Origin of the sequence: Vibrio sp. 10N.261.54.A5 (assembly GCF_041471145.1) — a bacterium.
Lineage (GTDB): Bacteria > Pseudomonadota > Gammaproteobacteria > Enterobacterales > Vibrionaceae > Vibrio > Vibrio crassostreae_C.
Genome location: NZ_JBFRNU010000047.1, coordinates 1 through 13390, shown reverse-complemented (window position 1 = coordinate 13390; position 13390 = coordinate 1). Strand labels below are relative to the sequence as shown.

Here is a 13390-nt window from a genome sequence, read left to right as displayed (position 1 = left end):
GAAGAAGGTCAAATACATTTTATTGATAAATACTATTATTGATAAGCACTCTCATTATCATTAAAAGTCACTCGCATTACTAGGGATATTTTACTGAATAGCAGAATCACGAAAGGAGAAAGCCGAAACTTTCCCCTTAGTATTTAGGCTAACAATAGTACCCTACTAACAAATTAGTATTTTACCTGTAAAGTCGCCATGTAGTTACGGCCTTCGCCGATTACTACGTCTTCAGCAAATTGGTGGTTTGAAGATGTTGAACCGCCACCCGCTAGGTATTCTTTATCAAATACGTTCTCGACTGTTAGACGCGCTACGAAATCAAGAGAATCGTCGTACTTAAGCGTGTATGCAGCACCCATATCTACACGTGCGTAGCCGTCTTTCTTGAATGTGTTCGCGCTATCGCCGTAACGAGAACCTTCGTAGATAAGACCCAGGTTCACATCAACTTCGTTTGTTGCTGCATAGGTAGACCAAACGCTTGCTGCAAACTCAGGTACGTCTACTGGACGGTTACCTTCATATGTTTCATGGTTCGTGATTTCAGCATCTAAGTACATTGCAGAACCAGACATTGAGAAGCGCTCTGAAATAAAGCCTTGTGCGGCTAGCTCAGCACCACGGTGAACTTGTTCGCCACCTTGTGTCTTCGTCCAATCGCCTGATGAAGTGTCTTCTACATCCATTGAAATGTTTTCTTGGGTAATATCGAATACCGCACCAGAAACGAATAGACGTTCGTCCATCAGTTCCCACTTAGTACCGACTTCGTAAGACACGCCCGTTGCTGCGTCAAGAAGTTCGCCATCGTTGGTGTAGTTGCGGCTTCCGCTAGACACAACACCTTGTGGTTCGAAACTTTCAGAGTAAGAAGCGTAGATACTACCGTTTGATGCTGGGTGGTAAATCAGGCCAAGCTTAGGCGCTACATTTTCTTCTGCTACGCCATCACTTACTTTACGGTCGAAACGAGCACCCGCAAGAACTTGCCATTCATCATTAATAGTAATCAAATCTTGGATGTAGAAGCCCCAAGTATCGTAAGTACTCATCTTACCTAGCGATGTTGGACCCACTGACGGCGCTGGTACTGTTGCATCTGGTGCGTATTCAGCGCTGCTGAAGCGATCCATACCACGGTAATAGCTGTAGCCTAACCAGTTAGCACCGAATAATAGTTGGTGCTCTGTGCCCGCAAGATCAGCGGTTGTTGTTAGATCAACGTAAGCCGTTCTGAAACGCCATTTATCATGACGGTAGTTACCGCCTTGAGTCACGGTGCCCGTACCATCAGGATTCATATTTGAAAAGCTTGGGTAGCTTTCCATATCAATACGTTCGAAATCTTGGTAGTTGAAACCTGTTTTTAATGACCATGTATCAGTCAGGTTAGCAGCAATATCAAAACCAACGTTCTCAACATCATTCTCGATCTGTGACCACTGTGCATCCCAGATGTGCTTGTCGCTACCTACTCGGTTGCCGTCTAGCGTGTATAAAGCGCCAGAATCTACGCTACCTTCGTCGTTAGTTTTGTCGTAATGAACAGAAACTGTCACGTCTTCAGTTACATCGTAATCAACGAATACACCACCAACAAAACGTTCTGTTTGTGGTTCAGTTCCGTCACCATAAGTTCTCCAAGAGCCGTAGCTTTCTTTAGATAGAATCGCGCGACCACGTAGAGTTTCAGCGTCGTTCAAAGCGCCACTTACGTCTACCGTTGTACGAGAATGGTCATTAGAACCAATATCTTGGCTAACACTTACTTGCGTATCGTAAGTTGGTTTTTTGCTTACCATGTTGATCAAACCACCTGGTGCAGAAATACCGTAAAGAAGACCAGAAGGCCCTTTAAGTACTTCAACACGCTCTAGCAGTTCAATTGGTTGACGGTAGTGAGACCAATGTTGCTGGCCATTTTTAAGGAAGCCCGAAGAGCTTTCTACCGAGAAACCACGTAGAGAGAAACGTTCACGGTTACGACTTGTACCGCCAGCACTTACACTCGCGTCATTCTTAAGCACGTCACCAAGCGTTGTTGCACGCTGTTCATCGATGATTTGCTCATCGATTACTGAAACTTGTCCCGGAGTCTCTAATTGAGTCGCCTCCATGCGCATTGCTGTTGTATTCGTGTCGGCTTTGTAACCGTAGTCACGACCTTCAACAACCATGTGCTCGTCTGTTTTTGCTGTTTCTGCCAATACTGCTGGTGAAGCTAATACTGCGCCGATTACTAAAGCCAATGGGCTCTTTGAAAACATGTCCTTTACTCCGCTTTTATTCTTTTAGACGAACACTTTGTTATTTATTCGATGTGTTCGCTGAACCGTTGTCGGTACCACTGAATTATTTCGGGAGTAAATATAAGTGATAACTATTACCATTTGCATTAAATTTACATTCTTTGCATTCGTAAAGTTTTGTAAAGGCCTGTCGGTGAGTCATATTTGAGGAGTTCAACAAAACCATTCAATACAAATAGTTAAGGCTCATGGACGTAAATCGACTGGTTATCTTCACCGAATTTTTTGAAACAACGGTATTTGTTCAGTCAATTGAAGACGTGAAGATTGATAAGAAAATCATCTCTTCTTATTTACTACCTTTGAAACGACAAATTTATGTATAAAACCCTCGATAGATGTAAATTAATAGTGAATTATTTTGTTTTTATTTGTTTAATTTACACAATTATCAGTGATTTTGATCACATCTATAATTCCAAACTCATTTTTTGTTTTTCGAATTGATTATCCGACTGCTAATCTCCTGCTCACTTTGAAAAGGTATCAAAGTTATAAATAATAAGGAGTGTTCTAAATGAATACCAAGAAACCTATGTCTCTGACTGGTCGAGTAATCCTCGGTATGGTCGTAGGTATATTAACGGGATTCGCCATTCAATCCCTTTTTGCAGACAACGGATTTGTTAACAACTACATCGTTAACGGACTCTTTGAAGTGGGCGGACAAATCTTTGTCGCCAGTTTAAAAATGCTTGTTGTGCCTCTAGTCTTCGTTTCACTAGTGTGCGGTACAAGTTCTCTTAAAGACTTATCAACTCTTGGCCGTATGGGTGGCAAAACGCTTGCACTTTATATCGGTACTACTGCCGTTGCCATCACTCTAGCATTAACTATCGGTAACCTGTTCCAACCTGGAGCTGGTGCGGATCTTACTGCTGCGAGCTCTTTCAAATCAGCGGATGCCCCTTCTCTGGGCCAAGTAATCATCGACATGTTCCCAACCAACCCTATTCAGGCGATGGCTGAGGGCAAAACGTTACAAGTTATCGTATTTGCAGTGTTGTTTGGTATCGCAATCAGTGCAGCGGGCAAACCCGGTGAACGTATCGCTACAGTTTTCTCTGATCTAAACGAAGTGATCATGAAGCTAGTTGCGCTACTAATGAACCTTGCTCCTTACGGCGTATTCTTCTTGATGGCGAAACTGTTCTCTGGCCTTGGCTTAGGTGCAATTTGGAACCTAGCAGAATACTTCTTAGTGCTTGCTGGTACCCTGCTGTTGCATGGCTTGGTGACTTACAGTGCGATGCTTAAAGGATTCACAGGTCTTAGTCCGATTACGTTCCTACGTAAGATGGAAGATGCAATCATGTTTGCATTCTCAACAGCATCTTCGAACGCAACAATTCCAGTAACTATGGAAACGGCTAAGAACCGTATGGGCGTAGACAACAAAGTCGCTTCTTTCACAGTACCACTAGGTGCAACTGTGAACATGGACGGCACTGCAATCATGCAAGGTGTTGCGACGGCGTTTATCGCGCAAGCGTACAACATCGACCTTTCAATGGGTGATTACCTAATGGTTATCCTAACGGCGACACTGGCGTCTGTTGGTACTGCAGGTGTCCCTGGTGTTGGTCTTGTTATGCTAGCGATGGTATTGAACCAAGTTGGCCTGCCGCTTGAAGGTATTGCTCTAATCATGGGTGTTGACCGCCTTCTTGATATGATTCGTACCGCTGTAAACATCACAGGTGATAGTGCCGTATCTATCATCGTTGCTAAGTCTGAAGGCGCTCTAGACGAGTCTCGCTTCAACGACCCAGCAGCAGGTGAGAAAGAAGAAGAAGTTAAGCTAGCTCGCCAACAGGCATAGTCTCGCTTATCTTATGCTCTTGTCTTCAAGCTCAGGCGTAATTAATGGCTACGCCTAGCCCATACCAAAGCGCATAAAGAAAAACGCCACTGCAGATGCAGTGGCGTTTTTATTGGGTATCGCTTAAGTCAGTACTACTGAGTTGGGACAGTTATCAATTTAAGGTAATTATCAATAGGGAAAGCTAATCACCGATTGGGAACATCAAGTTCACTCTCAGCCCCCCACCTTCTCTATTCTCAGCAGTTACATGTCCATTCATCACACCCATCGCTTCTTTAACAATCGCAAGGCCCAGACCGTAGCCACCAGACCGTTTGTCTCTTGCTGATTCAATACGAGTAAACGGGTCGAATATACCTGCAATCTTGTTATCAGGAATACCGTCACCGTCATCTTCTACAGATATTACACTGTAACGTCTATCCATTACCTGTTCGTATGTCGTCACGACCACATGAGCGTTCTCACCCGCGTATTTAATGGCATTCCCGACCAAGTTACCAATGACTCGAAGCAGTAGCCTCTCATCAACGTTCACCATTGATATCGGCGTCTCTAGGGAACCAATCAAAGTTTGATTCGGTTTTAAATCGTTTTGCATCTGCGCGATCAACATTGAACAATAGTGCTCAAGGTGCATTAAACTTAACTTGGAGTCATAGCGAGAGGTTTCTAAGCGGCTAAATTCAAGTATCTCACCCACCAGCTTATTCATCTCTTCTGTTTCATTTTCCATTCGTTCTAGCAAACCAATGCTTTTATCATCAACCTTGCTGCGCAGCAGGTGTAGTGCGAGGTTTTGCCTTGCTAATGGTGTTCTTAACTCGTGTGAGACATCACGAATCAAACAACGTTGCTTTTCAGCCAGAGATTTAATCTCAAAGGTCATATAATCAAAATCGTGTGCAAGCTCGTTGAATTCACGCGTGGTGGAGTTCAACTCCGACACCACACTGACCGTGAAGTCACCTTGAGCCAGTCTGCGGCTCGCTTCTCTCAATCTATCCAACGGTTGCTGAAGGCTTTTGGCCATGATAATCGAGAACAGAGACAATACGACCAATGCAATCAATGCTTTAAGCATATAGGAATATGGCGCAAAAGATTTTGCGGGATGAAACTGGTGCGGTAGTTGGATAACCAGTGTTTTACCGTTATCCAGTGGTAGGCCGAAGATCGGCTTACTCACACGATCACTAAGTTGGTGATCTAACGTTCTTAAGTATTTGAGCTTAAATTCAAAATGTGGGTGCATGTGACGATGTGTGATCGGACGATTGTCTTTATCAATGACGAACAGATAATACTGCTGAGCATTACCCCAGTCCGCGAGTTCATCCATGTCCCCTTCTTCGATCAACACATTCGCTTGGTAAGCAAGGTCGAGCATTTCCGCTTTTACCGATTCTGGGACTTTAAGCAGCGCTTTCATCAAGGCTCTTTCAGCGACACCTTGCAGGATCAAAATACTCACCAAAATGACGGTCAGGTAACTGAACAGTTGGAAAGTGAGTCCGTCTTTACGCTTAGCAATAAAATCAGGGCAACGCAGCAGTTTTTTACTCATGCTCCGACCGACTTTAGGTAACTGTAACCTTTACCACGAACGGTTTTTATATGTTGTTTAGACAAACCTGCCTGAACGAGCTTTCTACGTATATTGCTGATATGCATATCTAAATTACGATCGAAGGGACACAATTCTTTCTTGAGTACATGGATTTGCAGATCAGATTTTGAGACGACAATACCGTCATTTTTGACCAAATAATCAAGCAAGTCTTTTTCAGTGCCAGTTAATGGCAAACGAGAGAGTTGTTCACACAAGCCGTGATTAGAGGAAGCTAAAGATTGTCTCTGACGCTCAAAGCCCACTCGGCGTAAAATCACCTTTATACGAGTCAGGAGCTCAGGAACATTGAAAGGTTTGGCGATGTACTGGTCGGCGCCCGCTTGGTAGCCATCAAGCATTGAAGCGTCGTCATTAAGCGCGGTCAACATAAGAATGGGAGTAGCAAAACGCTGACAAATGCGTCTTGCCACTTGAATACCGCTTAGGTTCGGAAGCATTACATCGAGTAGAACCAAATCGACAGGGTGAGATTGAATAAACTCAAGCGCGGATTCACCGCAATGAACAGTATCAACGTGATACCCCTCATTTTCTAACACTTCACCCAGTAATTCACACAATTGAATATCATCATCAACAACTAAAACGCGAGACATTACACATACCGATAAATAAGAACTGTTTGCATTCTAATTATCGTTATTATTGATTTCAATTATAAAGTGCCCGATTTCCTCTATAGAAGAAAATCTTTTTCAATCGGTACAAATTTTGATGCAGAATCGATAAGATTTTGAGCAGTTAACCCGGGAACACCATACACTTCAACAGGCTTGCCAAAGCGCTCTTTGATTCGCTCTACAAGGATTTCGAAATCACCGTCTCCTGATACCAAAACAATCGTATCAACCGTCTCAGCAAGTTCTATCGCGTCTAACGCAATACCCACATCCCAATCGCCTTTTGCACTGCCATCTCGACGCTGAATAAACGGCTTTAACTTCACATTAAAGCCCACACCACGAAGGATATGATGAAATTGACGCTGCTTTGGATCTTGGCTTGAGATTGCGTAAGCATTAGCTGCAATAACGTTACGCCCTTCCGTGGCAACATACCAAAACTGGTTATAGTCGAAGTTAGAACGGTATTTGTCGCGCGTCGTGTAGTAAACGTTCTGAACGTCGACCAAAATTGCTATGTTTTCCATAAATTCATACCTTTAGATTTTCCGTATACCCTATTCTATTCAATTGTAAAATGCGAGTCGCTTTACTCAATAAAAATGAACCTGCCAGCTATCGTTAACGTAAATCTAATATCTTTAGCGTAAAGCTAAGTGTCTTTACGTAATCCTAACTATGCTTATTGTAAGTGGATTTGTTTTGAGCGTTTCTTAGGTGGTTCTGATCTTCACCTTCTTCTTTACGTAGCGTTCAAATCGTACTCAGGCTTAGAGTTTTTAAAGGGAGGTTGGCAATGCTGCACCGACAAACACACAATTCGATCGTAAGCATCGACACAACCAAAGCGATGCAAACTTTAAATCAACCATCAAACTCTGGTAGCTGGTTTAGTTTGCTTAAACTACTGACCATCAGCACGGTAATAATCATGAGCTTAACCATCAATTCAGTACTCGCCTACCCCGCTTATTCTCACTCAAAGCCTTTGCCACACCGCAGTGTGATTTATTTCGCTCCAAAGGAAGATTCAATCGTTAAAGAGTTTCTGAATGAAGTGTTGCTCAATAACTGTCAATTGGACGAACGAGATGTCGTCATTATGGTTATTGCTGAGAGTGGTTACACAGTCCCAACTTGGTTAGAAGAAGAGTTTAACTTAGAAGCAGTCACCAGTATTTACGAGATCCCGAAAGGATCACATACCGCTGTTTTGATTGGTAAAGACGGGAAAGAGAAGCACCGATGGAGTGGCAAAACAGATTGGAAACAGATCACCAATATCATTGACGAAATGCCGATGCGCCAACAAGAAATGCAGCGACAAGGCAGCCGCTGCAGTATTTGATTCTTGATGGACTCAGTAGTGGCTTAGAGATCCAATTAGAAGGTCAAACGATCAAGCTTGTTTGTTAAACCAAGCAAGTTTTTCATGGAGCTGAGCCACGCTGCCTACAACAATCAGCGCTGGGCTCTTTGCGACGCTCGCAAGGTCAGCTAAATCACGTAACCCACCTCTAAACACCTTTTGTTCTTGGCGTGTACCGTTTTCGATGATCGCAACTGGCATGTCAGCTCGCATACCATTATCGAGTAGATTCTTCTGAATGTTCGGACTCTCTTTCAAGCCCATGTAAAACACGATGGTATGGTTGTGCTGAGCAAGAGATTGCCAGTCAATATCTTCGCCATCTTTCTTCAAGTGACCTGTAATAAACTGCACGCTTTGTGCATGATCACGGTGCGTCAACGGAATGCCCGCATAAGCCGTTGCTCCGGCAGCAGCTGTGATGCCCGGAATCACTTCAAATCTCACGTCATTCTCAGCTAACGTTTCACACTCTTCACCACCACGACCAAAGATAAACGAGTCACCACCTTTTAGACGCACTACGTGTTTGTTCTCTTGAGCTTTGGTCACTAATAGTTGGTTGATCTGATCTTGCGGTACGCAGTGATGATCGAGCTTTTTACCCACATACAGCATTTCCGCTTCTGGGTTAGCCATCGCCAAGATATCCTTTGATACCAAGCGGTCATAAACCAAAACGTCTGCTTGTTGAATCACTCGTGCCGCTTTTAACGTAAGTAAGTCTGGGTCGCCCGGACCCGCGCCTACTAATGAAACCAATCCTTTGGTTACTTCTTTAACATTCGATGACGATACTTCTGACATGCTGTGCTCCGAAGGTTTGCTTGTTTTATCTCAAGCTTCAATCTATGTGATAAGTCACTGTATTCATGATGACTTATCCAAATCCTTAACCCTTAGACTATCAGGTGTTGATATAAATATTCAGTCTAAATACTAACGAAGATAGAAGTAATTATAACAAAACAGTCTATTGCGAGTAATTTGCGCAATGATATAAGGGCTTTCGAACTAAAAAAGCCCCAAACATGTTGTTGGGGCTCTTAATCTCATACTAAATTACGTTTCACCGTATTCAGAATTACTTAGCACCTAGAGAAGGAGCTGTTTTAGCATGAGTTAGGTATAGAGGAACACACGTCATTAATAGACCACCAACGATGTTACCTAGGATTGTTGGGATAAGGTTGAAGTTCAACCATGTCGCAATACCGAAGTCAGCGCCAAGAATCATACCCAGTGGGAATAGGAACATGTTTACTACTGTGTGCTCAAATACGAGTGCGAAGAAGATGAAGATTGGGAACCACATCATTGCTACACGGCCAGATACTGTGCGTGCAGTCATGTTGCCAATCACACCTAGACATACCATAAGGTTACAGAAGATACCGCGTACGAAACACGTGATCCATCCGTCCATACCCATGTTTTCAAAACCTAGGCTACGACCTGTAGAAACAGCAATGAACTTTTGAGCAACAGCGTTTGGTTCTAAAGAGAAGTTACCCGTTAGTGATACTGCAACAAGGAAAGCAACAATCAAAGAACCGATAAGGTTACCAAGACCAACAATACCCCAACAACGTAGGATACGACCCCAAGTAATACCTGGGCGGTTGTCGAATTTCGCTAAAGGTGCAAGGCCGAATACGCCAGTTACTAGGTCATAACCCATTACACTTAGAATGACGAAGCCAACTGGGAACACAAGTGCGCCAACAAGGCCAATACCGGTTTGAACCATTGCTGTAATAGCAACAACAACCGCTAGAGAAAGGATGATACCAGCCATAGTGCTTCGAATCAGAAGATCGCGAGTACTTGTTTTCGTTTTCGCTTCACCCACATCAATCATCGTTTGAACGAATTCAGCTGGTTTGTAATCAGGAGACATAAGGTTGTCCTTAAAAAGTTTAAATTAAAAGTTAAAATTGGATAGGAAAAGGCTCTAGTTGCCGAGTTAAGGCAATATCGAGAACTAGAACCCTTGAACTATCAAATCTTGCTCATCCGAAGATTAAGCAGAGATTTCTACAGCGCCTTTGGCAACACGAGCTTTGTACGCTTTCACGTTGAAGTTCTCGTCTTCCATGCACACACCTGTTGCTAGGTTAAAGCGTTGCTTCTTAAGTGGGCTTGCTACCCAAAGCTCTTCTTTGTGCTCAACAATCAAACCACGTGATAGCACGTTAGATTGGAAGTATGGGTCTGTGTTGCTAATCGCGAATACTTCTTCAGCCTCAGTTGGGCGGAAGATAGCCACTTGCTCACCACTAACCAACGCACAAACACCTGTACCTGGGATAATGTCTTCGATCTTACAAACTTTGGTAAATGCCATGATGTCGTCTCCCAATTAAACAGATTCTACGTGAATGATGTCGCCCTGATGCTTTGAAGTAATGGCTTCAGGGTGTTTCTCAGTGAATGTCGCAGGACGGTGTTGTTCACGACCATCTTCAACAAACACAACGTTATCATCGCGGTCATCAGCATTGATGAAGTGTGCAAAGCGCTTAAGTTGAGCTTCATCGTTGATAGTGTCTGTCCATTCACAAGCGAAGTTATCAACTAGGCCAGCAATGTCAGTTTCAAGTTGGTCATTGATACCAAGCTTGTTGTCTACAATCACTTCACGTAGGTAATCAACACCACCTTCTAGGTTGTCCATCCATACCGAAGTACGTTGTAGTGGCGCAGCCGTGCGGATGTAGAACATCATGAAACGGTCGATGTACTTGATTAGCGTTTCTTGGTCTAGGTCGCTTGCCAGTAAGTCTGCGTGACGAGGTTTCATACCACCGTTACCACATACATACATGTTCCAACCTGCGTCAGTCGCAATAATACCTAAATCTTTACCTTGAGCTTCAGCACACTCACGAGTACAGCCAGACACACCAAACTTCATCTTATGAGGAGTACGGATGCCTTTGTAACGGTTCTCGATCATCACGCCTAGGCCAACTGAATCTTGAACGCCGTAACGACACCAAGTAGAACCTACACATGTTTTCGCCATACGAAGTGCTTTTGCGTAAGCTTGACCCGTTTCGTAACCTGCAGCGATTAACTTCTTCCAGATTGCTGGTAAGTCATCTTTCTGAGCACCAAATAGGCCGATACGTTGTGCACCTGTGATCTTGGTGTACAAGTTGTATTCAGCAGCAACATCAGCAAGAACGCTTAGTGCTTGAGGTGTTACTTCACCACCCGCCATACGAGGGATTACAGAGTAAGTACCGTCTTTTTGCATGTTACCTAGGAAGTTGTCGTTGGTATCGTGCAGCTTCACTAATTCAGGCTTAAGGATGTGTTCACCCCAGCAAGAAGCAAGGATAGAACCTGCTAGAGGCTTACATACTTCACAGCCGTAGCCTTTACCGTATTTCTCTAATAGCTCATCGAACGTTTTGATTTCTTCGATGCGAATTAGGTGGAAAAGCTCTTGGCGAGAGTATGCAAAGTGCTCACACACGTCGTTCTTCACTTCAACACCAGCTTTAGCAAGTTCAGCGTTTAGTACTGAAGTCACTAGTGGAATACAACCACCACAACCAGTACCTGCGCCTGTTACTGCTTTGATATCACCGATTGTGTGGTGACCTTCAGCAACCGCTTGAGCGATCTTGCCTTTAGTCACATCGAAACAAGAACAGATAACAGCAGACTCAGGAAGAGAATCCGCGCCAAGTGTTGGCTTTTCAGCACCAGCATGAGCAGGAAGAATCAATGCATCTGGGTGTTCTGGTAGGTCGATTTCGTTCAGCATAAGCTGTAGAAGATCACCGTAGTCAGACGTGTCGCCAACCATTACTGCACCAAGCAGCTTCTTGTTGTCTTCAGAAACGATTAGACGCTTGTAAACTTCTTGTTCTTCGTTTTGGTAAACGTAGCTCTTACAGCCAGGAGTACGACCGTTCGCATCGCCGATAGAGCCTACTTTCACGCCCAAAAGCTTAAGCTTCGCAGACATGTCAGCACCTTCAAATGTGCTTTCGTTACCAACAACGTGGTCAACCGCTACCGTTGCCATTTTGTAACCAGGAGCCACTAGGCCGTAGAACGTTTGGTTCCAAGACGCACACTCACCGATTGCGTAGATGTCTTTGTCTGTCGTTTGACAGTGATCATTAATCTCGATACCGCCACGTGGTGCAATACCCAGCCCCATTTGACGAGCAAGTTTGTCTTGTGGGCGAATACCAGCAGAGAATACGATGAAATCAGTTTCTAGCTCTGTACCGTCTGCAAAGCGCATTACGTTACGAGCTTCAGTGCCTTCAGGAGCAATCTCAAGCGTGTTCTTACTTGTATGTACGTTAACGCCCATACGTTCGATTTTTTGACGAAGTTGGTTACCACCCGCTTGGTCAAGCTGCTCAGCCATTAGCTTTGGAGCAAACTCAACAACGTGCGTGGTTACACCAAGAGCTTTTAGTGCGCCTGCAGCTTCAAGACCAAGCAAACCACCACCAACAACCACACCAGATTTAGAATTCTTAGCGGTTGCTTCGATAGCTTTCAAGTCTTCGATTGTGCGGTAAACGAAACAGTCTTTACCTTCGTTACCTTTGATTGGCGGAACGAATGGGTATGAACCTGTAGCAAGGATTAGCTTGTCGTATTGAATTTCACGACCAGTACTTGAGTAAACTGTTTTCTTTTCACGGTTAACGTTAATAGCACGCTCACCGATCAGCATGTTGATGCCGTGTTTCTCGTAGAAGCCTTCTTTAACTAAAGAAAGTTCGTCCGCAGTATGGTGTGAAAAGTAAGAAGAAAGGTGTACACGATCATAGGCTACGCGAGGCTCTTCACAGAAGACTGTGATGTCCATGTTAGCAACGTCTGTCTTCTCGACTAAATCTTCGATATAGCGATGGCCGACCATCCCGTTACCGATTACGACTAGCTTCATCTTGCTCATAAGAATTCCTGAAGGTTATATATTTCTTAACTGAGCGAATAATGAATTATGAAAGAAAATGAAAATATGATGTAAATCAATTACGAAATCGAACTACCCTAAAGGGGTAGGACAAAAGAGGTAGATCTGCTGATTTATCATACGAAGTAAACGAATAACCGTAGGTTTAATAAGGTTTAGCGGGGTTTTATATACACTTTCGTGCAGTAAATAAGATGTTGTAAAGTTTCACAATAGGTTAGCAGCAACACAAGTAAATGACAATCATTTTCATTTGTGGTCATAATAAGTGTAATAACTCATGAAAGCGTTACAGGATCATGAGCAACTATGTATAAATATGAAGAATTTAATGACGCAAAAGACAGTCGCCCTTTTCCATTCCCCACTCATTCCACTCACAAACGGCGCAATTGGTTAACAGATGCTGTTGGTTGTTTAGCAAATGATAGGTTTACATAAGGAAAAGACCGGCACAAAAGTGATCTGATATAGCTTGTTCCTAGTGGTGCTACTGATTAGAGAGCATACGTGGAAGTTTGAACATAGCATGAGGGTTTAGAATTTCAGATAGCAAAAAGGCCAGCATTTCTGCTGGCCTTTCAACTTTGAATAGTGGAGGCGCCTCCCGGAGTCGAACCGAGGTCCACGGATTTGCAATCCGCTGCATAGCCACTCTGCCAAGGCGCCTT

The 13390-nt window shown here is 43.7% G+C and carries 10 protein-coding genes and 1 tRNA gene; 2 read left to right on the top strand and 9 right to left on the bottom strand.

Annotated features, from left to right (window positions below):
- Nucleotides 1-173 precede the first annotated feature (173 nt).
- A complete protein-coding gene (locus AB4329_RS14825; protein WP_372138641.1) occupies nucleotides 174-2270 on the bottom strand; it encodes a TonB-dependent siderophore receptor in 2097 nt (698 codons plus the stop codon).
- 559 nt (nucleotides 2271-2829) lie between these two features.
- Between AB4329_RS14825 and AB4329_RS14820 the strand changes: the two genes are divergently transcribed.
- Nucleotides 2830-4134 (top strand): dicarboxylate/amino acid:cation symporter, encoded by a 1305-nt coding sequence (locus tag AB4329_RS14820; RefSeq protein ID WP_372138640.1) that lies wholly within the window; start codon nucleotides 2830-2832, stop codon nucleotides 4132-4134.
- A 184-nt stretch (nucleotides 4135-4318) separates the two neighbouring features.
- Here AB4329_RS14820 and AB4329_RS14815 read toward each other — a convergent pair whose 3' ends face one another.
- From AB4329_RS14815 to AB4329_RS14805, 3 genes are all read right to left on the bottom strand, one after another.
- Nucleotides 4319-5704, bottom strand: a complete 1386-nt coding sequence (locus AB4329_RS14815; RefSeq protein WP_017064547.1) for a sensor histidine kinase — start codon at nucleotides 5702-5704, stop codon at nucleotides 4319-4321.
- Nucleotides 5701-6366, bottom strand: coding sequence for a response regulator transcription factor (locus tag AB4329_RS14810; RefSeq protein ID WP_372138638.1), 666 nt, complete (start codon nucleotides 6364-6366; stop codon nucleotides 5701-5703). The genes AB4329_RS14815 and AB4329_RS14810 overlap by 4 nt, the downstream gene beginning before the upstream one ends.
- 80 nt (nucleotides 6367-6446) lie before the next feature.
- Nucleotides 6447-6920, bottom strand: coding sequence for an NYN domain-containing protein (locus tag AB4329_RS14805; RefSeq protein WP_010429860.1), 474 nt, complete (start codon nucleotides 6918-6920; stop codon nucleotides 6447-6449).
- 323 nt (nucleotides 6921-7243) lie between these two features.
- Between AB4329_RS14805 and AB4329_RS14800 the strand changes: the two genes are divergently transcribed.
- The gene (locus tag AB4329_RS14800) at nucleotides 7244-7741 is read left to right on the top strand and encodes a DUF4174 domain-containing protein (RefSeq protein WP_050546503.1); all 498 of its coding nucleotides are present in this window, start codon (nucleotides 7244-7246) and stop codon (nucleotides 7739-7741) included.
- A 51-nt stretch (nucleotides 7742-7792) separates the two neighbouring features.
- Here the strand turns inward: AB4329_RS14800 and cobA are convergent, their stop codons facing one another.
- The 5 genes from cobA to AB4329_RS14775 all read right to left on the bottom strand — a co-directional run bounded on the left by cobA (nucleotide 7793) and on the right by AB4329_RS14775 (nucleotide 13388).
- Entirely contained in the window at nucleotides 7793-8569 is a 777-nt protein-coding gene (cobA, locus tag AB4329_RS14795) for a uroporphyrinogen-III C-methyltransferase (RefSeq protein ID WP_372114559.1), read from the bottom strand.
- Nucleotides 8570-8846: 277 nt separating this feature from the next.
- Nucleotides 8847-9662 carry a formate/nitrite transporter family protein gene (locus AB4329_RS14790; RefSeq protein WP_017062558.1) on the bottom strand — a complete coding sequence of 272 codons (816 nt, stop codon included), beginning with the start codon at nucleotides 9660-9662 and terminating at the stop codon, nucleotides 8847-8849.
- A gap of 123 nt (nucleotides 9663-9785) precedes the next feature.
- Entirely contained in the window at nucleotides 9786-10109 is a 324-nt protein-coding gene (nirD, locus tag AB4329_RS14785) for a nitrite reductase small subunit NirD (protein WP_017062559.1), read from the bottom strand.
- Nucleotides 10110-10124: 15 nt separating this feature from the next.
- Nucleotides 10125-12698, bottom strand: coding sequence for a nitrite reductase large subunit NirB (gene nirB, locus AB4329_RS14780; protein ID WP_017062560.1), 2574 nt, complete (start codon nucleotides 12696-12698; stop codon nucleotides 10125-10127).
- Nucleotides 12699-13314: 616 nt separating this feature from the next.
- Nucleotides 13315-13388: transfer RNA gene (locus AB4329_RS14775), tRNA-Cys, on the bottom strand.
- Between the last annotated feature and the right edge of the window lie 2 nt (nucleotides 13389-13390).

Excerpts from the sequence above, each read along its gene's own strand:
- AB4329_RS14825 (WP_372138641.1), bottom strand. The coding sequence starts at position 2,270 with ATGTTTTCAAAGAGCCCATTGGCTTTAGTAATCGGCGCAGTATTAGCT.
- AB4329_RS14815 (WP_017064547.1), bottom strand. The coding sequence starts at position 5,704 with ATGAGTAAAAAACTGCTGCGTTGCCCTGATTTTATTGCTAAGCGTAAA.
- AB4329_RS14790 (WP_017062558.1), bottom strand. The coding sequence starts at position 9,662 with ATGTCTCCTGATTACAAACCAGCTGAATTCGTTCAAACGATGATTGAT.
- AB4329_RS14810 (WP_372138638.1), bottom strand. The coding sequence starts at position 6,366 with ATGTCTCGCGTTTTAGTTGTTGATGATGATATTCAATTGTGTGAATTA.
- AB4329_RS14820 (WP_372138640.1), top strand. The coding sequence starts at position 2,830 with ATGAATACCAAGAAACCTATGTCTCTGACTGGTCGAGTAATCCTCGGT.
- nirB (WP_017062560.1), bottom strand. The coding sequence starts at position 12,698 with ATGAGCAAGATGAAGCTAGTCGTAATCGGTAACGGGATGGTCGGCCAT.
- AB4329_RS14800 (WP_050546503.1), top strand. The coding sequence starts at position 7,244 with ATGCAAACTTTAAATCAACCATCAAACTCTGGTAGCTGGTTTAGTTTG.
- nirD (WP_017062559.1), bottom strand. The coding sequence starts at position 10,109 with ATGGCATTTACCAAAGTTTGTAAGATCGAAGACATTATCCCAGGTACA.
- AB4329_RS14805 (WP_010429860.1), bottom strand. The coding sequence starts at position 6,920 with ATGGAAAACATAGCAATTTTGGTCGACGTTCAGAACGTTTACTACACG.
- cobA (WP_372114559.1), bottom strand. The coding sequence starts at position 8,569 with ATGTCAGAAGTATCGTCATCGAATGTTAAAGAAGTAACCAAAGGATTG.